At 70.6% G+C, this 19,260-nt stretch carries 19 protein-coding genes and 1 tRNA gene; 7 read left to right on the top strand and 13 right to left on the bottom strand.

The genetic code is table 11. The annotated features are described in order from the left end of the window. Positions 1–72 precede the first annotated feature (72 nt). The 3 genes from DVK07_RS11175 to larE all read right to left on the bottom strand — a co-directional run bounded on the left by DVK07_RS11175 (position 73) and on the right by larE (position 1,694). On the bottom strand, positions 73–261 hold the full coding sequence (locus DVK07_RS11175; protein ID WP_121597138.1) for a hypothetical protein: 189 nt from the start codon (positions 259–261) through the stop codon (positions 73–75). A gap of 89 nt (positions 262–350) precedes the next feature. Beyond that, complete coding sequence (locus DVK07_RS11170; protein WP_121597137.1) at positions 351–554, bottom strand: hypothetical protein; 204 nt, start codon at positions 552–554, stop codon at positions 351–353. Positions 555–647: 93 nt separating this feature from the next. Further along, positions 648–1,694: an ATP-dependent sacrificial sulfur transferase LarE gene (gene larE, locus DVK07_RS11165; protein ID WP_121597136.1), complete on the bottom strand. Its 1,047-nt coding sequence runs from the start codon at positions 1,692–1,694 to the stop codon at positions 648–650. A 162-nt stretch (positions 1,695–1,856) separates the two neighbouring features. On the opposite strand from larE, the gene DVK07_RS11160 reads away from it, so the two are divergent. Beyond that, on the top strand, positions 1,857–3,914 hold the full coding sequence (locus DVK07_RS11160; protein WP_121597135.1) for a helix-hairpin-helix domain-containing protein: 2,058 nt from the start codon (positions 1,857–1,859) through the stop codon (positions 3,912–3,914). Between the two features lie 80 nt (positions 3,915–3,994). Here DVK07_RS11160 and DVK07_RS11155 read toward each other — a convergent pair whose 3' ends face one another. Beyond that, on the bottom strand, positions 3,995–4,375 hold the full coding sequence (locus DVK07_RS11155) for a RidA family protein (protein WP_121597134.1): 381 nt from the start codon (positions 4,373–4,375) through the stop codon (positions 3,995–3,997). 160 nt (positions 4,376–4,535) lie between these two features. On the opposite strand from DVK07_RS11155, the gene DVK07_RS11150 reads away from it, so the two are divergent. Together DVK07_RS11150 and DVK07_RS11145 are read left to right on the top strand one after the other, a co-directional pair. After that, entirely contained in the window at positions 4,536–4,784 is a 249-nt protein-coding gene (locus DVK07_RS11150) for a hypothetical protein (RefSeq protein WP_017343601.1), read from the top strand. Between the two features lie 395 nt (positions 4,785–5,179). Next, positions 5,180–5,437: a hypothetical protein gene (locus tag DVK07_RS11145; protein ID WP_121597133.1), complete on the top strand. Its 258-nt coding sequence runs from the start codon at positions 5,180–5,182 to the stop codon at positions 5,435–5,437. Positions 5,438–5,483: 46 nt separating this feature from the next. Here DVK07_RS11145 and DVK07_RS11140 read toward each other — a convergent pair whose 3' ends face one another. Continuing rightward, a complete protein-coding gene (locus tag DVK07_RS11140; protein WP_121597132.1) occupies positions 5,484–7,862 on the bottom strand; it encodes an amino acid permease in 2,379 nt (792 codons plus the stop codon). A 231-nt stretch (positions 7,863–8,093) separates the two neighbouring features. Here DVK07_RS11140 and DVK07_RS11135 point away from each other — a divergent pair, with 231 nt between their 5' ends. After that, entirely contained in the window at positions 8,094–9,203 is a 1,110-nt protein-coding gene (locus DVK07_RS11135) for an alanine--glyoxylate aminotransferase family protein (protein ID WP_121597245.1), read from the top strand. A 32-nt stretch (positions 9,204–9,235) separates the two neighbouring features. On the opposite strand, the gene DVK07_RS11130 is transcribed toward DVK07_RS11135, so the two are convergent. The 3 genes from DVK07_RS11130 to DVK07_RS11120 are packed head-to-tail and all read right to left on the bottom strand — an operon-like array spanning position 9,236 to position 10,819. Next, a complete protein-coding gene (locus tag DVK07_RS11130) occupies positions 9,236–9,523 on the bottom strand; it encodes a hypothetical protein (RefSeq protein WP_121597131.1) in 288 nt (95 codons plus the stop codon). A 60-nt stretch (positions 9,524–9,583) separates the two neighbouring features. Next, positions 9,584–9,883, bottom strand: coding sequence for a DUF424 domain-containing protein (locus DVK07_RS11125; RefSeq protein WP_121597130.1), 300 nt, complete (start codon positions 9,881–9,883; stop codon positions 9,584–9,586). Beyond that, positions 9,884–10,819 carry a tetratricopeptide repeat protein gene (locus DVK07_RS11120; RefSeq protein WP_121597129.1) on the bottom strand — a complete coding sequence of 312 codons (936 nt, stop codon included), beginning with the start codon at positions 10,817–10,819 and terminating at the stop codon, positions 9,884–9,886. A 109-nt stretch (positions 10,820–10,928) separates the two neighbouring features. Between DVK07_RS11120 and DVK07_RS11115 the strand changes: the two genes are divergently transcribed. Continuing rightward, positions 10,929–11,639 (top strand): SdpI family protein, encoded by a 711-nt coding sequence (locus DVK07_RS11115; protein ID WP_121597128.1) that lies wholly within the window; start codon positions 10,929–10,931, stop codon positions 11,637–11,639. Between the two features lie 159 nt (positions 11,640–11,798). Beyond that, positions 11,799–12,467: a hypothetical protein gene (locus DVK07_RS11110; RefSeq protein ID WP_121597127.1), complete on the top strand. Its 669-nt coding sequence runs from the start codon at positions 11,799–11,801 to the stop codon at positions 12,465–12,467. Positions 12,468–12,481: 14 nt separating this feature from the next. Here the strand turns inward: DVK07_RS11110 and DVK07_RS11105 are convergent, their stop codons facing one another. Then, positions 12,482–13,837 carry a M20/M25/M40 family metallo-hydrolase gene (locus DVK07_RS11105; protein ID WP_121597126.1) on the bottom strand — a complete coding sequence of 452 codons (1,356 nt, stop codon included), beginning with the start codon at positions 13,835–13,837 and terminating at the stop codon, positions 12,482–12,484. 105 nt (positions 13,838–13,942) lie between these two features. Here DVK07_RS11105 and DVK07_RS11100 point away from each other — a divergent pair. Continuing rightward, positions 13,943–14,016 (top strand) — tRNA-Lys (locus DVK07_RS11100). A gap of 393 nt (positions 14,017–14,409) precedes the next feature. Here the strand turns inward: DVK07_RS11100 and DVK07_RS11095 are convergent. The 4 genes from DVK07_RS11095 to DVK07_RS11080 all read right to left on the bottom strand — a co-directional run bounded on the left by DVK07_RS11095 (position 14,410) and on the right by DVK07_RS11080 (position 19,095). Continuing rightward, complete coding sequence (locus DVK07_RS11095; protein ID WP_121597125.1) at positions 14,410–15,231, bottom strand: alpha/beta fold hydrolase; 822 nt, start codon at positions 15,229–15,231, stop codon at positions 14,410–14,412. 144 nt (positions 15,232–15,375) lie between these two features. Further along, positions 15,376–16,032, bottom strand: coding sequence for a lactate utilization protein (locus DVK07_RS11090; protein ID WP_121597124.1), 657 nt, complete (start codon positions 16,030–16,032; stop codon positions 15,376–15,378). Between the two features lie 289 nt (positions 16,033–16,321). After that, the gene (thsA, locus tag DVK07_RS11085) at positions 16,322–17,974 is read right to left on the bottom strand and encodes a thermosome subunit alpha (RefSeq protein ID WP_121597123.1); all 1,653 of its coding nucleotides are present in this window, start codon (positions 17,972–17,974) and stop codon (positions 16,322–16,324) included. Positions 17,975–18,552: 578 nt separating this feature from the next. After that, complete coding sequence (locus tag DVK07_RS11080) at positions 18,553–19,095, bottom strand: KH domain-containing protein (protein WP_017343573.1); 543 nt, start codon at positions 19,093–19,095, stop codon at positions 18,553–18,555. Positions 19,096–19,260 lie beyond the last annotated feature (165 nt).

The following is a 19,260-nucleotide window of genomic DNA, read 5'->3' as shown; positions in this document are numbered from 1 at the left end:
CCCCCGTTCGTCGCGGCGGGGCCTTGAAGCGCGCGGTCGGCGACGAGCGCTACTGCCGACCGGACCGCCCGCTCACAGCCGCTCGCCGCGGTACTCGAAGTAGGTGACCTCCTCGGCGCACCAGGAACAGCCGCACTCGCTGTAGTAGCCGCTCCGCCCGGTGAGCCGGTCGGGGTGGGTGATCTCGATACCGCGCTGGAACCCCTCCGCGAGCTCGTGGTAGCGGTCACACTCCTCCCAGAACGACGCCGCAGCGACCATCACGTACGGTTACGAGAAACTCGCATTTGAACTTTTTCCCGAAACCGGCCCGCTAAGCCCCGCTGTGGCGCCTTCTCACGCCGCTCCCGTCACTCGCCGTCCGCGTCGGCGAGGAACTCCACGTCGCCGGCGATCACGGCGCTCGCGATGACCCCGACGCCGACGAGGAGCGCGACCCCGAGGGTCGTCAGCGTCACCGAGACCGCGGACCCGCCGACCGCGACGCCGACGAACGCCCCGACGGCACCGCCGACGCCGCCGGCGATCACCGCCAGCGTCTGCGCTTCGCGCATAGATGTCGATTCAGCAACACGGTTTATAAGCCTTCGCGCCGGGTTCTCTCGGGTGATAACGCGGGCCGCGGTTCGACCCCCGTCGATCCGGCTTCAACGCGGGTAGCTGCGGCCGAGGTCGACGCCGCCGGAACCGTCGTCGTCGTCCGCGCCGTCGTCGTCGCCGGTGCCGTCGTCGTTCGCGCCGTCGGCGTCGCCGGTGCCGTCGTCGTCGTCGTCCGCGCCGGCGGCGTCGCCGGAACCGTCGGGGCGTTCGTCGGCCTCGTCCGCCTCGTCGGAACCGCTTTCCTCCTCGCCGCCCGGACTCACGCTCCCGGTTCGGTAGCCCGCCATGTCGAGGGTGACGTACTCGAAGCCGAGGTCGGTGAGGTGTTCGTGGACCGCGTCGGCGAAGGCGGGGTCGAGCGCGCGCTCTAACTCGTCCGGCGCGATCTCGACGCGGGCGAGGCCGTCGTGGTCGCGGACGCGGAACCCCTCGAACCCCCACTCGCGGAGCACCCGCTCGGCCTTCTCCACGCGGGTCAGCCGCTCCTCGGTCACTTCCAGCCCGGTCGGGATACGCGAGGAGAGGCACGCCATCGAGGGCTTGTCGGCCACGGAGAGGCCGTACGCGTCGGCGATCGCGCGGACCTCCGCCTTCGCGATCCCGGCGTCGAGCAGCGGCGAGAACACGTCGAGCTCCTCGACCGCGCGGAGCCCGGGCCGGTGCCCCTCGCCGGGGTCGTCCGCGTTCGTCCCGTCGCAGACCGTGCCGATCCCGAGATCCCGGGCCGTCTCGTACATCTTCCCGAGCCGCATCGTCCGGCAGTGGTAGCAGCGGTCGCCGTCGTTGGCGACGAAGTTCGGGTCGTCCAGCTCGGAGAAGGTGACCGTCTCGTGGTCGATTCCGATCTCCTCGGCGACTCGCTTCGCGTCGTCGAGCTCCGCCGCGGGGAGCGTCTCGCTGCGGGCGGTGCACGCCACGGCGTCGTCGCCGAGCGCGTCCCGCGCCAGCGCCGCGACGACCGCGGAGTCGACCCCGCCCGAGAACGCGACGAGGACCCCGTCGCGCTCGCCGAGCGCGTCGCGGGCGCTCGCCGCCTTCGCCGCCGTCTCGGGTGCGAGCGACCCGTCGTCGGTCGCTCGCGCGTTCCGGCTCATGGCCGGCGTTCGCGGCGGGCGCGAAAAAGCCCGTCGCACGCGGAACGGAGGCCGCGGCGGTTCGCCGGACCCCGGGAACCGGCGCCGCCTCGCGCTCACGCACCGCCGGACCGCGCCATCGACCCGCACGCTTTACATCGTTGCCGCGATACCCGCGGGTAGATGGAGCTGGAGGCGATCCCCGGCGTCGGCGCCAAGACGGCCGCGGCCCTGCGCGAGCTCGACGACCCGGCCGCGACCGTCGAGTCCGGCGACGTGGCCGCCATCGCCCGCGCGCCGGGCGTCAACGAGGCCCGCGCGGCCCGCATCGCCCGCGGGGCGATCCGCCGCCGCCACGATGACGACGGCCGCGTGCTGGCCACCGACCGCGCCCGCGAGCTGTACCGGGAGGCGATCGACCTGCTGCGCGAGCGCACCGTCACCGACTACGCCGCGAAGCGCTTAGAGACGTTCTACCCGAGCGCGTCCGCCTCGCGGATCGAGGAGGCGCAGGCGTTCGCCGCCGCCGCGACCGAGCGCGACCCCGACCCCGAGGTCCGCGAGGCGCTCGCGGACTGCGCGCCCCTCTCGGACCCCCCGACCGTCCGCGTCCGCGACCGCTGTCTCGCGACCGCCGACGCCGAGACGCTCGCGCGCGCCGAGGCGGAGGTGCCGGAGCTCTCCGTCGAGACCGTCGAGGACGCGCGCGACGTCTCCGAGCTCGGCCGGTCGTACGCCTCCGTGATCGTACTCGACGAGTCGTTCGCCGGCCTCGACGTGGAGGGCGACGTGAGCGTGCGCCCGGACGCCCTCGAAACGCCGGCGGAGACGGTCCCCGAGCGCCTGCTCGCCTTCTTCGCCGAGAACCGCGAGCGGTTGGAGGCGGCCGCGGCGGTCCACGAGGCGGCCGCGGCGGCCGGCGACCCCGTCTCCGGCGGCGACCCCGTCTCCGGCGGCGAACCGGACGGCGGGAGCGACGCCGGCGCCGAGCCCCCGGTCGACATCGACCGACTGCGCGACGCGCTCTCGCGGCTCGACGACGACGGGACCATCGCGGGCGACGCGGAGCTGGACCGGCTGACGGCGGCCGTCGACGACCTCGACGCCGCGGTGTCGACGGCGGCGTCCGTCGCCGACGACCGCCTGCGCGAGGCGATCCGCGAGCGCGACGTCACCATCGAGGGCACCGACTTCCTCTCCCTCGTCGAGCAGGGCGCCCGCGTCGACTCGCTGCTCGACCGCGAGCTCGCCGACGAGTACGACGAGGCGGTCGACGCCGCCCGCGAGCACCTCGCGGACGCGCTCCGCCTGGAGCCCGAGGAGGCGGAGCTAGCGGAGCGCGTCTTCGGCGGCGACCCCTCCTTTCCGGTCGACCACGACGAGAGCGCCGTCTCCCGGCTCCGCACCGAGCTCTCCGCGGCCCGCGACCGCCGCGCGGCGAAGCTGAAGGCCGACCTCGCGAGCGATCTCGGCGACCTGCGCGAGCCGGTCGAGGACCTCGTGCGCGACGCCCTCGAACTCGACGTGGAGCTGGCAATTTCGCGGTTCGCGCGCGACTTCGACTGTGCGATGCCCGAGGTGGTTGATCCCGAATCATCCGATCCGGGCTTCCGCATCGAGGGCGGCCGCTCCCCGCTGCTCGACGTCGACTTCGACGAGGTCGAGCCCGTCGACTACGCCGTCTCGGGCGCGACGCTCCTGTCCGGAGTCAACTCCGGCGGGAAGACCTCCACGCTCGATCTGGTCGCCCTCGTCGTCGTCCTCGCGCAGATGGGTATGCCCGTCCCCGCCGAGTCGGCCACGGTCGAGCGGTTCGAGGAGATCCACTACTACGCCAAATCGCAGGGCACCCTCGACGCCGGCGCGTTCGAGGCGACGCTGCGGGACTTCGGCGACCTCGTCGACGGTGCGGACGGCCGGCTCGTCCTCGTCGACGAGTTGGAGTCGATCACGGAGCCGGGCGCCTCCGCGAAGATCATCGCGGGTATCCTCGAGGCGCTCGACGACCAGGACGCGACCGCGGTCTTCGTCTCCCACTTGGCCCGCGAGATCCGCGACGCCGCGGACTTCGCGGTCGCGGTCGACGGCATCGAGGCTGCGGGGCTCGTCGACGGCGAGCTCCGGGTGAACCGCTCGCCGAAGAAGGGCCACCTCGCGCGCTCGACGCCGGAGCTCATCGTCGAGAAGCTCGCGGACGACCGCGGCGGCGAGTTCTACGGCGACCTGTTGGAGAAGTTCTGAGCGGCGGTTCGTCGGCGCCGACTCTACTCGCCGCGTCGTCGCCGGGTCGGTCGACTCGGTCGCCCTCGGATCGGTCGGTCTCAGTCGCCGTCGAGCTCCGCCGTGACCGTGATTTCCACGTCGAGCGGCGCGGGGAGCCGAGACACCTCGACGCAGGTCCGCGCCGGGTACGGCTCCGAGAGGAACGACCGGTACGCCTCGTTCACCGCGTCGTAGTCGTCCATGTCGGTGAGGTACACGGTCGCCGACACGATCGCGTCCGGGGTCGTCCCGGCCGCCTCTAAGATCGCGGCGACGTTCTCGAGCGTCTGCGTCGTCTGCTCGGCCACCGACTCGGGGGCCTCGCCGGTGTCGGGGTCCACGCCCGTCTTCCCGGAGACGTGGACCGTGTCGCCGGAGACGATCCCCTGTGAGTACGGGCCGAGGGCCTCCGGCACGTCGTCCGTCGTGATCTCTCGCATTGCTTGGAGGACGACGCGCCGCGGTATCAAGATGCGGGTCGCGGGGGTCGCCTCGGTCGCTCCGACACCGCCCCGAGGCGGTCGCCCCGGCCGACGGCCCGGTCCGGGTGCTCTTCGCCCCGCCGACATATTCATACAGACTCGGTCGGAATCGGGGGGCATGCCAGCTGTGTCCCCGTTCGGCGTCCTCCTCTTCGCGGCGCAGGTCGGCGTCGGCGCTCAGGTGTCCCGCTCGCTTTCGACCACCGACCGCGCTCGTCGCGCCGCGGTCGGGCTCGCCGTGGCGGTGCTCGGACTGTTGGTCCTGCTCCGTTTCGGCGTCATCGCGACGGTCGCCGTCGATCTGGTCGCGCTCCTCGTCGTTGCGAGAGTCATCGGATCGTCCGGTCGTCGCCCGACTGCGGGGTGACCCACATCTTTAGGGTCGCGTTAAGTTAGTACTCACCTAGCTGCTGTCATGCGATTTTTTGTAGTATTCTGGAATGTTGTAGCGGATCGTGTTCTGAGGATCAACGAGAAGGAGAACTGAGAAGGCAGATCCAGTTTCTCCCGGAGTTACTACCTATCTTGAGTATATAAATCGGCTTTCCAAAACTCGCGGGATACTCTTGCCGTCTTGCGTTTCTGCTTAACTTAACGCGACCGACGTGGGAGCAGCGGTTTATAAACAGCCCACTAGAGTTTAAGAACCGTTCACCGATCCGTTCACGACGACGAGCTATCGGACCATCTCGTCGAATCCGTCCACCTCGTAAACGTATCGAGGCGACACGCCTTACCCCGCGGGCCCAGTAAGGTACACATATGGCCTCCGAGGCGTGCGACGTCTGCGAGCGGTCCGTGCGGATCGCCGGCGGGATCGGCGACCTGTGGAACTTCGCGTTCGAGTCGACGCAGGGGCTGACGCTCGAACTCACCGACGGCTCGGAGTTCTTCCTCTGTTTCGACTGCATGGAGAAACTGCCCGACGACCACGAGCCGACCGCCGAGGACGTCGCAGCCCTCCGGGAGCGCACCGACCCGGTCGAGGACGACGGCAACCACTTCTGGCACTGGGGCTGAGCGGAACAGTCCGGACACTACCTGTTATTTAAAAAGCGCCGCCGCGTCAGTCCGCCTTCGACTCCTCGTCCGCGCCCTCTTCAATCTCGGGCGTGGACGGCGCCGGCTCGACGCCGGTGTCGGCGGGCGTCTCCGCCCCGTCGGTGACGTCGTTCGACCGCGCGCCGCTCCCGAACAGCCGGTCGAGGAGGCCGCGGTCGCTGCGCTTCTCCGCGAGCAGCACGGAGCACTCCACCTCGCCCAGCACGTCTAAGACGAGCGATCCGCGGACCAGCCGCGAGAGCAGCCCCTTCTGCGTCGCGCCGATGATGAGCATCGTCGCGTCGCGGGCGGCGCGCTCGATGCTGGCCTCGACGTCGCCGGTCTCGATCCGGAGCGTCGCGTCCGAGAGGTCGTGCGCGTCGGCCCAGTCGGCGAGGAAGGCGCGGCCCTCCTCCTCCTCGCCCGGCTCGGCGACGTGGAGCAGCGTCACCTCGCCGTCGAACTCGGCCTGGAGCATCTTCGCGACGGCGCCGGAGAGGTCCGAGGCCGGGCCGCCCGCGGTCGGCACGAGGATGCGCGAGGCGTCGAAGCCGCGGTCGCGGAACACGAGGAAATCGGAGGGGAGCGAGTACGCCAACTCGTCGATCGCGGACTCGGCGCGCCCGGGCGCGCCGTGGGAGTCCTCGCCCCAGCCCATCACGGTCATGTCGGCGCCGTAGGTGCGCGCGGCGTCGAACACCTCCTCGAACACGCGGTGCGAGAGCACGACGTGCGTCTCCACGTCGACGCCGAACGTCTCGGCGTCCTCGCGGGCCTGATCCAGCAGGCCGTGCGCCGCCTCGTGGGCGCCGCGGTCGCGGGCCGCCTCCAGCGAGGTCTGGTCGGGGACGTTCGCGATGTTGACCGCGACGACCGTCCCGTCGCGCTGCTTGGCGATGGCGGACGCGAGCGTGATCAGGTGCTCCTCGGTCTTGGGGTTCGCGAGCGGCACCATCACCCGGTAGTCGCCGCCGCTCGGCTGGACGGCGGTCGCCGCCGAGACGGCCTGCTCGGGCAGGTCCTCGGAGCGGTCGAGGATCCACGTCCCGAGGACGCCGCGCGACTCCACCTTCCCGCGGGCGTACAGCAGGTACCAGAGGACGGCGAAAGCGACGAGTCCGCCCGACAGCGCGATGATCCGCGGCTCGATGTAGTAAATCAGCGCGAACGACGACACCGTCCCGATTATCGGGACGGCCGGGTAGAACGGGACCTCGAAGTCGGGGTCGTACCCCTCGACCTCGGACTCGCGCATCACGATGAGCGCGAGGTTGAGCAGGCCGTACACCACGAGGTGTAACACCGACCCCATCGTCGACAGCGACTCGACGCTCCCGGCGACGAGGAACACGAGGATGAGCGCGCCGGTGAGCGCGATCGATTTATAAGGAGTGCCGAACCGCTCGTGGATCTCGTTGAGCGACGGCGTGACGATCTTCTCGCGGCCCATCGCGAAGTTGATCCGCGACGACGAGAGGATCGAGGCGTTCGCGGAGGAGGCGGTCGCGAGCAGCCCGCCGATCAGGAGCATGCCGGCGCCGACGGCGCCCAGCGAGTAGCCGAACACCTCGTACTGCCCGAACAGCAACCTGGCGGCGTCGACGACAGCCGTCTCGTTGTTCGCGACGAGCTCGTTCGGGACCGCCGCGAGCAGCACGAGGAGGAACAGCGCGTACACGACCGTGACGATGATAACCGACCCCAGCACCGCGAGCGGGAGGTTCCGCCCGGGGTTTTTGATCTCCTCGGCGACCGAGGTGATCTGGACGAAGCCGAGGTACGAGACGAAGATGATCCCCGTCACCGGGAGCACCTGGCTCGTCGTGCCCGGCGGCGCGAGGGGGCGCAGCGACGACATCTCGGCGTTCAGCAGCCCGACGACGGTGAAGACGGCGAGGATACCCAAAAGCGACATCACGATGACGATCTGGAGCCCCCCCGTCTCCTTCGCGCCGAAGTAGTTGACCGCGATGAAGAGCAGCGCGCCCGCGAGACCGATCACCTGCGCGGCCTCCAGCGTCACGAAACCGAGCCCGACCGGGTCGAGGCCGACGAGGGCGTTGACGTACTCGCCGAAGCCGTACATGTAGAACGCGGAGGCGAAGGCGAGCCCGAGCCAGTTCGCCCAGCCCGCCACGGAGCCGAACATGGGCCCGAGCGCGCGGTTGACGTAGAAGTACGCCCCGCCCGACTTCGGCATCGCGGTGCCCAGCTCGGAGGCGGACAGCGCGGTGAACAGGGCGATCACGCCGCCGAGGACGAACGTGAACGCCGCGAGCGGCCCGGCGCGGGCGACCGCGGTGCCGGGCAGCACGAAGATCCCGGCGCCGATCATCGTCCCGATCCCGATGGTGAGCGCCGCGAGCGGCCCCAGGTCCTTCGCGAGCTCCTCGTCGCCGCTCACGGCGGCCCACCTCGGTCGGTTGTGACTCGTCGGGCGTGTATCATACGTTCTTTCTCTCCTCCGTTCGTATAAACCCGGTTGATCCGGGCGACGGCGCCGTTTCCGGAAGGGAGCGCGGGATTCGGCGGTCCGGAGCCGCCCGGTGACGGAGCGTTCGACCGTCGCGCCTTTTGAACGGAACACAAGGTCCATACCCTCACGCGTCCCGGTACGATCCATCAGGTGGATACCGTGACGAAGAAACGCGAATACCGCGACGACTACGACGACAAGACGCTGTACATCCCCGGCCCGACCGAGGTCCGCGACGACGTCATCGAGGCGATGACGGAGTCGACGTTCGGCCACCGGATGGACCGGATGACCGACCTCTACACCACCATCGTCGAGGACACGAAGGAGTTCCTCGGCACCGACAACGAGGTCGTAATCTTGACCGGTTCGGGCACGGAGTTCTGGGAGGCGACGACGCTGAACCTCGTCGACGAGCGCGTACTCGTCCCGACCTGCGGCGCGTTCAGCGAGCGCTACGCCAACGTCGCCGAGCGCCTCGGCAAGGACGTCGACCGGCTGGAGTACGAGTGGGGCGAGGCGGTCAAGCCGGAGGACGTCCGCGAGGCGGTCGAGGCCGCCGACGCCGAGTACGACATGGTCGCGGGCGTGATGAACGAGTCCTCGACCGGCGTCCGTAACCCGATCGAGGAGATCGGCGACGTCCTGAAGGAGTACCCGGACACCTACTTCGCCGTCGACGCCGTCTCCTCGCTCGGCGGCGACTACGTCGACATCGACGCCCACGGCATCGACGCCATCTTCGCGTCCACCCAGAAGGCGTTCGCGATGCCGCCGGGGCTCGCGGTCTGCGTCGTCAGCGACGACGCCTACGACCGCGAGGTCGAAAAGGGCGACTCCTCGTGGTACGGCGGCTTCCGCCGCACCATCGACTACTACGACCGGAAGGGACAGACCCACTCGACGCCCGCGATCCCGATCATGTTAGCGTACCGCAAGCAAATGAAACACATGCTGGAGGAGGGCCACCGCGCCCGCGACGAGCGCCACCGCGAGATGATGACGTACGTCCACGACTGGGCCGACGAGCACTTCGCGATGTTCCCCGAGGACGGGTACGAGTCGCAGACGGTCGCCTGTATCGAGAACACACAGGGGATCGACGTGGCCGCGACCATCGAGGAGGTGAACGAGGAGTACGACATGGCCTTCTCGAACGGCTACGGCGACCTCGGCGAGGAGACGTTCCGGATCGGCCACATGGGCGAGCACACGGTCGAGAGCGTGAAAGAGCTCACCGACGCCATCGAGGACGTCGCGGACCTGTAGTCCGGCCCTCCACCGACCGAATTCGAGCCGCTTCAGCCCTCGTCGCGGTCGGCGACGCGTTCGATCCGATAGATCCGGCCGCCGCCCTCCGTCCGCTCGGCGCCCACGACGACGAACGCGCGGTCGCCCACGTCGACGATGTCGCCGGTGGCGAGCGGCTCCGCCGCTTCTCCGGTCTCCCCCGCCGTTTCTCCGTCGACGGCGTCCGCGCCGACCCCGAGCGCGGCCTCCCCGCGGTCGATCGCGCGCCGCCAGAAGGCGTCCGAGGGCGGCCGCGGCCCCACCCGCGACGCCAGCTCGCTCCGCGTGAGTCGTCTCATCGGGTTCGAATCGTCGCGCGCGCCCTTAGCCGGTTCGGAATCCGGCGAAATCGGAGCCCGCTACAGCCAGAGCAGCTGCGCGTGCCGCGTCTCCTCGAACTCCAGGACGGTCTCCTCGTCGACGAGGCCGGCCTCGACGGCGACGCCGACGGACTCGGTGCCGACGATGTTCGCGACCTGCGCGCGCTGAAGCCCCGCAACGACCTCCTCGGCGGTCGCCTCGACGGCGTCGTCGCCGCCGTAGAACTCCTCGCTCACGGTGAGCGTGACCGGCCCGTCCTCGTACGTCTCGCCGAGGCAGTCGGGGTCGCAGACGGAGACGAGCCGGCCCTCGGCGGTCTCGCGCTCGCGCAGCAGCATTCAGAAGCCCTCGGGCCCCTCGCCCTGAAGCTCTCGCTCCGGGCCCTCGGCCTCGCCGTCCTGGCCGGTACGGTCGCCGCGACGACCGCCCTGCCCGCCGCGGCCGCCGGGCTGGCCCCCGGGACCGCCGGCACCGCCCTGTCCGCCGCGACCGCCCTGCGGAGCCTGCCCGCCGGGGCCGGGCGCCTGCCCGGTCTGCTCTTCGATCATCTGTTCTTCGGTCTCGCGGCGGAGCTCCTCGGCGCGGTCGGCGACCTCCTCGGCCTGCTCGTGCTCGCCCGCCTCTTCGAGCGCCCGCGCCTTCTCTTCGAGGACGCCCGCGTCGCGGTAGCCGAGGCGGATCGCGTTGTCGAAGCACTTGACCGCGTCCTCGGCGAGCCCGCGCTCGACCAGCAGGAACCCGCGGTTGTACCACGCTTCCGCGAAGCGGGGGTCGGTCTCGACGGCGCGCTCGGCGTGTTCGAGCGCCTGCTCGCCCTGCCCGGACTCCCAGAGCGCGTACGCGAGGTTCGTCTCCGCGGTCGCGGCGTGCTCCGACTCCTCGTCGATGCGCAGCGCCTCCTGGTACGCGCCGATCGCCTGGTCGAACTCCTCCAACTGGGCGTGTGCGGCGCCCTTGTTCACCCACGCCTCCTGGGCCTCCAGCGAGTCCTCCTCGGCGAAGTTGGCGGCGCGCTCGAACGTCTCCGTCGCCTCCTCGAAGCGGTTGATCCCCATGTACGAGAGGCCCACGTCGATCAGCTGCTCGACGTCGACGTCCTCGCTGCCGATGTTCCGGCGGTCCAGCTCCTCGGTCAACACGCGGGAGTCGACGGGGTCGACGCGGCTCGGGTCCTCGCCCAGCTCCGGCGGGTCCAGCGTGAACGCGTCGTAGTCGGCGTCGACGCCCTGCCCCGAGGAGAACTCGTGGCCGTCGTCGTCGCGTTCGTCGGTCATGCCCGCGGATTGGCGGTCACGACGCGTAAGGGTTGCGTCGCACCGGGTCCCACGGGGGCGACTCCCACGGGTGGACGCTTTTACCGCTGCGGACCGTTGCTCCGCGCGCATGCCCTCCGAATCCCCGCCCGCCACGCCTCGACTCTCCACGCGGCTCCGGTTCGGCGTCGCGGCCCTCCTCGTCGCCGTCGGCGCCGCCGCCAGCCTCGCGGTCGCGCCGGACCTCCCCGCGCGGATGGTAACGCGGTGGAACGCCGCCGGCGAGCCGACCGGAACGCTCCCCCGAACCTTCGGGATGTGGCTCGTCCCCGGGCTCGCGGCCGGGCTGCTCGGCCTGTTCGCGCTGCTCCCGCGGATCGACCCCCTCGGCGAAAACATCGCCGCGTTCCGGGTCCACTACGACCGGTTCGTGGTCGTGTTCACGGCGTTTCTCATCGCACTCCACCTCGCAGTGCTCGCCGTCAACCTCGGCTACGCGGTCGACGTGACGACGCTCGCGCTGGCGGGCGGGGCCGCGCTGTTCTACTACGTCGGGACGCTGCTCCCGCACGTCGAGCCGAACTGGTTCGTCGGGATCCGGACGCCGTGGACGCTCAGCGACGACGCCGTCTGGAAGCGGACCCACGCGCTCGGCGCCCGGCTGTTCAAGCTCTCGGCGCTGATCGCGGTCGCCGGCCTCTTCGCCGGCGAGTACGCGGTCTACTTCCTCGTCGGCCCGGCGCTCGCGACCGCCGCGGCCACCGTCGCGTACTCCTACGTCCTGTACGCGAGGGGCGTGGGCGAGGAGGACGACGACGCGGCGCCCCGGACCGCGAAGTAGGGCGAGGCGCGGACGACCGGCGAGGCGCAGACGACCGGCGAGGCGCCGACGGCCCGCGAGGTGGGAGAGAGCGTCGACGGCCGGCGACGGGCGTCCGGCGTTCGGGCGAGTTCCGCCCCGGTGCCCGGCGTTTATACCCGCGGCCCCGAAGGGAGTGGTATGACCGAGGAGTCACGCGCTGACCGGCGGTCCCCCGTCGGCGAGCCGGTGGTCCGGTCGGACCCGGCGGTGACGGGCGACCGGGCCGCGGACGCGGTGGGGTTCGACCCGAACGACCCCGACAGCGTCGCCGAGGCCGCGGAGACGGTGGCCCGCTTCGCGGCCGGCGACGTGGGCGACGGCGACAACGTCCTGATGCTGCGCGGCGCCGCCGCCTGCGCCGCGCTCGTCCGCGGCGTCGGCTCGTACAAGGAGGCCGCAGAGCGGGCGGGCGAGGACGTCTCCGTCGCGTTCATCCGCAAGTGGGCCCGGGTCCACGACCTCCCGCAGGCGATCCGCAGGCAGGTCGCCAACGGGCGGATCGCGCCGAGCGCCGCGAAACACGTCGCGCGGCTCGGCGGGCGGGACCGCTACCTGCTCGCGTGGGCGGCGATAGACGGCGGTCTCACGGTGCGGGAGGTCCGGGCGATCGCGTCCGCGGTCAACGACGGCGCCGACGTCGAGGCCGCCGTCCGCGAGGCGGGCGTCGAACTCGGACGGCTCCAGCTCCGGCTGCCGGCCGACACCTACGTGGAACTGCGCCGCCGCGCCTCGATGGAGAACGTCGAGCCGGGCGAGATCGTCGCCGACGCGGTCGACGAGTACCTCGACGACGAGCGGGGAGACTGAGCGCCGCCGATCGACTACGCCGCGTAGTCGACCGCGAACCGCGCCGCGGCCGCGGCGATCGCCGCCCGCGCTCGGACCACCTCGCCCCACGCGATCGTCTCGTCCGGGTAGTGCGCCTCGTCGATGGTTCCCGGGCCGAACAGCACCGCCGGGATCCCGGCCGCGACGAGGTGTCGCGAATCCGCGCCGTACGTCGCGCCCCGCGGTTCGACGTCCGGGAGCCCGGTCGCGACGAGGCCGGCGCGGACCGCCTCGACGACCGGCTCGTCGACCGCGATCTCCGCGGGCTCGAACTGGACCGAGAACCGCTCGAACCGGGGCGGATGCTCCCGGAGCCAGGGGTCCTCGGCCGCGACCCGCTCCAGCCGCTCGCGGAACGCCGCCTCCACCTCGGCGACGGTCTCGCCGGGCGCGACGCCGATCCGGAACTCCGCGTCGAGCGTCGCCGGCACCGTCGACGCCCACGATCCGGCCTCGACCCGGCCGCAGACGACCGGCCACGGCACCGGGAACTCCCCGTACAGCGGGTGCGAGACCGACTCGCTACGCTCCGTCTCCAACTCCATGAACGCCTCTCGAATCGCCTCGAACCGCGGGAGCACGTCCTCGCCGCGCCAGCGCGTGGCGGCGTGCGCGCTCCGCCCGTCGATCTCCAGCCGGGCCATGAGCGACCCCTCGCAGGCGACGACGGGACGCAGCTCGGTCGGCTCGGCGACGATCGCCGCGTCGCGCTCGAAGGGATACGGGTTCGCGAGCGCGGCGGTCGCCGCGCCGTAGCCCCCGTCCTCCTCGCCCGCGACGGCCTCGACGACGAGCCGGAGGCCGGCCCGTGGGAGGGTAACGGCACCGTCCGCGACGCCGTCCCGCAGGTCCACGGCCGCGCCGACGCAGGCCGCGAGTCCGCTCTTCATGTCGGCCGCGCCGCGGGCGGTGAGCGTCTCGCCGGACGCGTCGCCGCCGGCGTCCGCGTTCGCGGACGCGGTCCCCGCGTCGTCGCGCCATACCGGCTCGAAGGGGTCGCTCGACCACTCGGACGGCTCGGCGGGGACGACGTCGAGGTGGCCGTTCAGGACGAGCGTGGGGGCCGGATCGTCGCCGCCGCTCTCGCCGCCCGCGTCGCCCGCGTCGGCCGCGCCGCCCAGTTCGAGGACGCCCGCGACGCTGCGCCGTCCCTCGACGGCCGCCGCGTCGAGGTCGTCCGGGAAGGAGGGGTGGTCGGCGAGGACGGCGGGGTCGGCGTCCCAGGCGTACGTCTCGAAGCCGAGGTCGGCGAGTCGCTCCGCGACGAACGCGGCCGCGGCCGCCTCCTCGCCGGCGGTCGAGCGGTGCCGACAGAGGTCGGCCGCGAACGCGCGCATGTCGAACTCCATGATCGCGGCGACGGCTGGGGCCGGGAAACCGTTTCGGGTGGCGACGTCGACCCCTGCCGCGGTTCTAAACGTTTATCCCTCGGCTGACCCTACCCGGAGTCGTCTGGGCCGGTAGCTCAGTTAGGGAGAGCGTCCGGCTTTTAACCGGACGGTCGGGGGTTCGAATCCCTCCCGGCCCGCTGTACCGCCGCGAGCAAAATCGCGAGCGGCGGTGCTGTGCGGAGGGAGTGTTCGAACCCTGCCAGAGGCAGCCCGCGCAGCGAAGCGAGCAGGAACCTCTGGCTTTGGTTCGAATCCCTCCCGGCCCGTGTACCGAACCGCCGAGCGACAGCGAGGAGGTGAGGGAACCGGTCGGGAGGGATTCGAAGAGACCAGTCGCGCGCAGTGAGCGAAGCGAACGAGCACGTCTGGGCGTAGTTCGAATTCCGTCGCGTCCGTTCCCTTCACTTCGCTCGGTCACGGACGCGACTGACCCACGCTCGCTGCGCTCGCGTGGATCCCTCCCGGCCCGCTGTCGCCGCCGCGAGCAACACCGCGAGCGGCAGGGCTGTGCGGAGGGGTTTAAATAGCGGTCACTCCTCCCGACCGATCCACTCCAACGCTGCCCGCCGACGGTCGAGCAGCGTCCCGAGGTGGTCGGCCTCGACGGTCTCCAGCGTTCCGTCGGTCGCTTCGACGAGCGAGCGCACGGGCGAAAGCGGCGTGTTCTCGTCGCTCGTGCCGTGCCACGCGCGGACCGGGACACCGACCGAATCGGTGTCGAGCGACGCGCTCGCGAACGCCCGGTTCTCGCGTTCGACCGCCCGGGCGCCGCGGTCGAGGGCCTCGTGGAAGTCGGCCGCCACCGCCTCGGCGACCGGGTCGGAGACGGAGCGGTCGGTGTACTGCGAGACGACCGCGCTCGGTCCGGAGAGAGACGCGACCACGTCGGAGATTCGGAACACGGCGCGCAGCGCGAACGGGACCGACGCGAGCGTCGCGAGGGCGTTCTCGGCCGGGGGAACGACGCTGCTCACCAGCCCGACGCGGCTCACTCGGTCGTCGCGCGCGGCGGCGAGCGCGAACGGGCCGCCGCCGGAGAAGCCGAGGGCGCCGGCCCGGTCGACCGACTCCGCGTCGAGGAGCGCGCCGAGGTCGGCCGGCCAATCCGTCCACGACCAGTCACCCGGCGGCGGCGACGAGCGGCCGTATCCCGGGCGGTCGGGGACGAGGAGCCGAACGCCGACCTCGGCCGCGGGCTCCGACAGCAGGGCCCCGAACAGCCGCGATCCGGGGGTGCCGTGGTGGACGACGACCGGGATTCCGTCCGGGTCGCCGCCGGTCGCGTACGAGAGGGTTCGTCCGTCGGGGAGGGTACACGCGTCCGTCGAGAGTTCCGCTGTGGCGGGCGCCATGGTGGGACCTAGGCGGGGGTTCTCGGAGATAGTAAAAACGGATTGCGGTGTCGGTCGTCGCGCGGCGGACGCTAACGGTCGTCGAAAGGGGGAAGAAAGCGTGTGACGCGTCGGCACGTGCCGCTCGCGAGTGACGCGAACCGCTCAGTACCCGAGCTGCTCGCGCACGAGGACGACCGTCGTGCGGCCCTCCTCGGTCTCGCGCCGGTAGATCAGCTGCTTCGCGATGGCGGACTCGACGCCGTACGCCTCCTGCGCGCGCTCGTTCTCCAGCGGGTACGCGACCGACTCAAGGCGGTCGAGCGCGTCGTCGAGCGTCGGGACGATCTTGTTGGTCCCGGTGACGATGACGACGTTGCCCGCGGCGAACGGGTACGCGCCGATCCGGCTGCCGGAGAGGTCGGCGGCGACGAGCTCGCCCGTCTGCGCGACCGCGTTGATCCCGCCGAGGAAGTAGTCGGCCGTCTGCGACTCGCGGCGCGCGGCCTGTCGCTCCGCGTCGTCGTCGATGCCCCAGATCTGGTCCGGGAGGCTCTCCCACTCGTGGTCGCCCTCGCTCAGGAACTCGTCGAACCCGATCTCTTCGAGCGTCGTCGAGTGCCCGTTCATCACCGAGACCCCCGCGGGGATCCGCGACGTCACGGCCTCCAGCGCCTCGTCGGCGTCGTCGACGACGATCACGTCGAAGCCGCGCTCCTCTAAGTTCGCGACCGTCTCCTCGACGGTCTCGTCATCGGGAAGCTCGTCTAATTCCGCGTCGATTTCCGTCTCGTCTGCGTAGTCGGCCTTCTGCTGTGGCATGGTGAACGTGAGAACCTCGTCGGAAGATCGGAGGACCGGGAGTCACTTAACCGCTCGCGGACACCGCCGTCCCGTGGTTACGCGGGTGTTACCCTCGTGTCGTCGTCGACGAATATGTGGCTCGATACCGATGAACGCGGACGCTCGACGAGCGCGTCGCTCCGCGGTCGAGTCGTCGATAAAAGTCGCGTGTCGTCGGGGCCCGAAGGGGCGCGCGACGGTCGGTCGAGAGGCGGTGCGGTTCGGCGTCAGGTCGGTATCGGGGGGTTGTGTGAGTTCTCGCCGAACTTCACATCGCGCCGCCCATACCGCCCATGCCGCCCATGCCGCCGCCCATGCCGCCGGGCGCGCCGCCGGGGCCGCCGTCGTCGCCGCCGTCGTCCGTGCCGCCGCCCTTGAGGTCGCCGGCCGCGATGACGTCGTCGATGCGGAGGATCATGACGGCCGCCTCGGTGGCGGACTCGATGGCCTGGGTCTTGACGCGGAGCGGCTCCACGACGCCCTCGGCCTCCATGTCGATCACGTCGCCCGTGTAGGCGTCGAGACCGGCGCCGAACTCGCCGCCGTCGTGGCGGGAGCGGAGGTCGACCAGCGAGTCGATGGGGTCGAGACCCGCGTTCTCGGCGAGGGTGCGCGGGACGACTTCCAAGGCGTCGGCGAACGCCTCGACGGCGAGCTGCTCGCGGCCGCCGACGGAGTCGGCGAAGTCGCGGAGCTGGAGGGCCAGCTCGGCCTCGGGAGCGCCGCCGCCGGGCAGCACCTTCCCGTCGAGCAGCGTCGTGCGGACGACGCCGAGCGAGTCGTCGATGGCGCGCTCGACCTCGTCGACGACGTGCTCGGTGCCGCCGCGGAGGATGAGCGTGACGGACTTCGCCTCCTCGACGTCCTCGACGAAGATGCGCTCGTCGCCGCCGATGTCCTTCTGGGCGACGGAGCCGGCGAAGCCGAGGTCGTCCGTCTCGATGTCGTCGAGGTTGGAGACGACGCGGCCGCCGGTCGCGCGGGCGAGGCGCTTGAGGTCGTCGGACTTCGCGCGGCGGACGGCGAGGATGCCCTCCTGCGCGAGGTAGTGCTGGGCCATGTCGTCGATGCCGTCACCGACGAAGACGACGTCGGCGCCGATGTCGGTGAGGTGGTCGACCATCTCGCGGAGCTGCTCCTCCTCCTGGTCGAGGAACTGCTGGAGCTGGTCGGGGTCCGTGACGTTGACCTCGGCGTCGATCTCCGTCTCCTTCACTTCGATGGCGCCGTCGAACAGCGCGACGTCGGCGTCCTCGACCGCGAAGGGCATGTTCTCGTCGACGCGCTCTTTGTCGACGATGACGCCCTCGACGAGCTCGGACTCGTCGATGGAGCTGCCGACGACCTTCTCGACGGAGACGTTCTCCGTGTCGATGCCGTCGTCGTCCTGCACCGCGAGGACGGCGTCGACGACGAGCTCGGCGAGGAGGTCCTTGGAGTTCTCCGCGCCCTTGCCCGTCATCGCCGTCTCGGCGATCTCGACGAGCGTGTCGCGGTCGTCCGCGGAGACGTCGATGGCCTCCTCGTCGAGGATCTCCTTGGCCTTCTCGGCGGCCTGACGGTACCCCTGGGCGAGGGTCGTCGCGTGGATGTCCTGATCGAGGAGCTCCTCGGCCTGGTCGAGGAGCTCACCGGCGACCACGACCGCGGAGGTGGTGCCGTCGCCGACCTCCTCCTCCTGCGTCTCGGAGACCTCGACGATCATGTTGGCCGCCGGGTGGTCGATGTCCATCTCCTTCAGGATGGTGACGCCGTCGTTCGTGACGACGACGGACCCGCCGGAGTCGACGAGCATCTTGTCCATCCCTTTCGGGCCGAGCGTGGTGCGGACGGACTCCGCGACCGCCTTGCCGGCCGTGATGTTCATGTTCTGCGCGTCCTTTCCGGAGGTACGCTGCGACTCTTCAGAAAGTACGATCATGGGCTGATTGCCCATCCGCTGACGCTGTGACATTACAACCATTGATTGATTGTGATTCTATATAAACCCTTCGCTCGGGTCGTGCGAAACCGCAACACGGTGGGGGAGTATCGGCCGGTGTGCGGTGCGTTCACACGGCTCTTTATATAGAACTCCAGATCAACTGCTGGACGCACATTGCTTATAAACGGACCGCGGTGGCGCGTGCCGACGAACGCCCGAAGGGCGTGAGTCGCACGCGCGAGGGAGTCGGCCGACCGCAGGGAGGCCGACGAGGCTGGGGAGGCGTGAGGTGCGGTTGCTGTGCGGTCGGGGTGGGGCTCAAAGGGGCAGCCGCGAGGACGCCGTAGGCGACGCAAGCACCACAGCGAAGGAGCGTTAGCGACTGAGCGAGGAGCGCAGCGAGCGTACGGCGTCCTCGCGGCTGGGGCTTTGGAGGTAGTCACCGTCGATATACAGTCGACCACGTACAGCCGACCAACTGGGGCTTTGGAGGTAGTCACCGCGGAGTCGATAACAGTTACAAAGAAACGAACAGCGACGGCGACGCCAACCGCACCACCGGAGGATCTGCTCGCTTACTGAGGAGCGTTGAAGCTCACGTCGTCGTCGAGCTCGTTCGACATGCGCTCCAAGTAGGAGTACACCGCGCCGTGGGGCGCCCCATCCAGCAACATGCCGACGGCCCGCCGAACCACTTCGAGCTCCTCGGGCTGGCCCACGGCGCCCACGGTCGAGCCGTAGACGACGACGTTCGCGCCCGACAGCTCCTCGATGAGCTCCCGAGTCCGACCGTTCTCGCCGATGATCCGGCCCTTCTTGCGCTGGAGGTCGTTGTCGTTGCGGGTGTGTTCCGACAGGTCGATCAGGTCGAGCGTCCGGAGGTCGTGGTCGAGGATCGACAGCGCGGTCTCCGGCTTGAAGCCGCGGCCGATCGCCTTGATGATGTCCGGGGCCACCATCGCCGCGACCGGGTCGTCGCGCTCCTCGATGGCGACGCTCCCCGACTCCGAGTCGATGTCGAGCCGCACGTTCGCCCGCTCTTCGATCTCCCGCATCGTCTCGCCGCCGGCGCCGATGACGACGCCGATACGGTCCTGCGGAACCGTCACGTGTTGCATATCACGGAGTACCCGGCGGAGCCTTTTAAGCGTGTTCCGCGGCGGGCGGTGTGTGGCCGCGTGACGAGGGTTTGCGGCGCTCTGCGGGTCGTTTTTGTTCGGCGCGGTCCAAAATCACACTGTTCACAGTACTTTCAGCGCGAACGCTTTTATCACTTCACGTCG

Origin of the sequence: Halorubrum sp. Atlit-26R (genome assembly GCF_003666015.1) — an archaeon.
In the GTDB taxonomy this organism is placed as follows: domain Archaea; phylum Halobacteriota; class Halobacteria; order Halobacteriales; family Haloferacaceae; genus Halorubrum.
Note: the sequence above shows the minus strand (reverse complement) of the source record. Positions and strands in the feature narration are given on the sequence as shown.

Excerpts from the sequence above, each read along its gene's own strand:
- DVK07_RS11175 (WP_121597138.1), bottom strand. The coding sequence starts at position 261 with ATGGTCGCTGCGGCGTCGTTCTGGGAGGAGTGTGACCGCTACCACGAG.
- DVK07_RS11170 (WP_121597137.1), bottom strand. The coding sequence starts at position 554 with ATGCGCGAAGCGCAGACGCTGGCGGTGATCGCCGGCGGCGTCGGCGGT.
- larE (WP_121597136.1), bottom strand. The coding sequence starts at position 1,694 with ATGAGCCGGAACGCGCGAGCGACCGACGACGGGTCGCTCGCACCCGAG.
- DVK07_RS11160 (WP_121597135.1), top strand. The coding sequence starts at position 1,857 with ATGGAGCTGGAGGCGATCCCCGGCGTCGGCGCCAAGACGGCCGCGGCC.
- DVK07_RS11155 (WP_121597134.1), bottom strand. The coding sequence starts at position 4,375 with ATGCGAGAGATCACGACGGACGACGTGCCGGAGGCCCTCGGCCCGTAC.
- DVK07_RS11150 (WP_017343601.1), top strand. The coding sequence starts at position 4,536 with ATGCCAGCTGTGTCCCCGTTCGGCGTCCTCCTCTTCGCGGCGCAGGTC.
- DVK07_RS11145 (WP_121597133.1), top strand. The coding sequence starts at position 5,180 with ATGGCCTCCGAGGCGTGCGACGTCTGCGAGCGGTCCGTGCGGATCGCC.
- DVK07_RS11130 (WP_121597131.1), bottom strand. The coding sequence starts at position 9,523 with ATGAGACGACTCACGCGGAGCGAGCTGGCGTCGCGGGTGGGGCCGCGG.
- DVK07_RS11125 (WP_121597130.1), bottom strand. The coding sequence starts at position 9,883 with ATGCTGCTGCGCGAGCGCGAGACCGCCGAGGGCCGGCTCGTCTCCGTC.
- DVK07_RS11120 (WP_121597129.1), bottom strand. The coding sequence starts at position 10,819 with ATGACCGACGAACGCGACGACGACGGCCACGAGTTCTCCTCGGGGCAG.
- DVK07_RS11115 (WP_121597128.1), top strand. The coding sequence starts at position 10,929 with ATGCCCTCCGAATCCCCGCCCGCCACGCCTCGACTCTCCACGCGGCTC.
- DVK07_RS11110 (WP_121597127.1), top strand. The coding sequence starts at position 11,799 with ATGACCGAGGAGTCACGCGCTGACCGGCGGTCCCCCGTCGGCGAGCCG.
- DVK07_RS11105 (WP_121597126.1), bottom strand. The coding sequence starts at position 13,837 with ATGGAGTTCGACATGCGCGCGTTCGCGGCCGACCTCTGTCGGCACCGC.
- DVK07_RS11095 (WP_121597125.1), bottom strand. The coding sequence starts at position 15,231 with ATGGCGCCCGCCACAGCGGAACTCTCGACGGACGCGTGTACCCTCCCC.
- DVK07_RS11090 (WP_121597124.1), bottom strand. The coding sequence starts at position 16,032 with ATGCCACAGCAGAAGGCCGACTACGCAGACGAGACGGAAATCGACGCG.
- thsA (WP_121597123.1), bottom strand. The coding sequence starts at position 17,974 with ATGATCGTACTTTCTGAAGAGTCGCAGCGTACCTCCGGAAAGGACGCG.
- DVK07_RS11080 (WP_017343573.1), bottom strand. The coding sequence starts at position 19,095 with ATGCAACACGTGACGGTTCCGCAGGACCGTATCGGCGTCGTCATCGGC.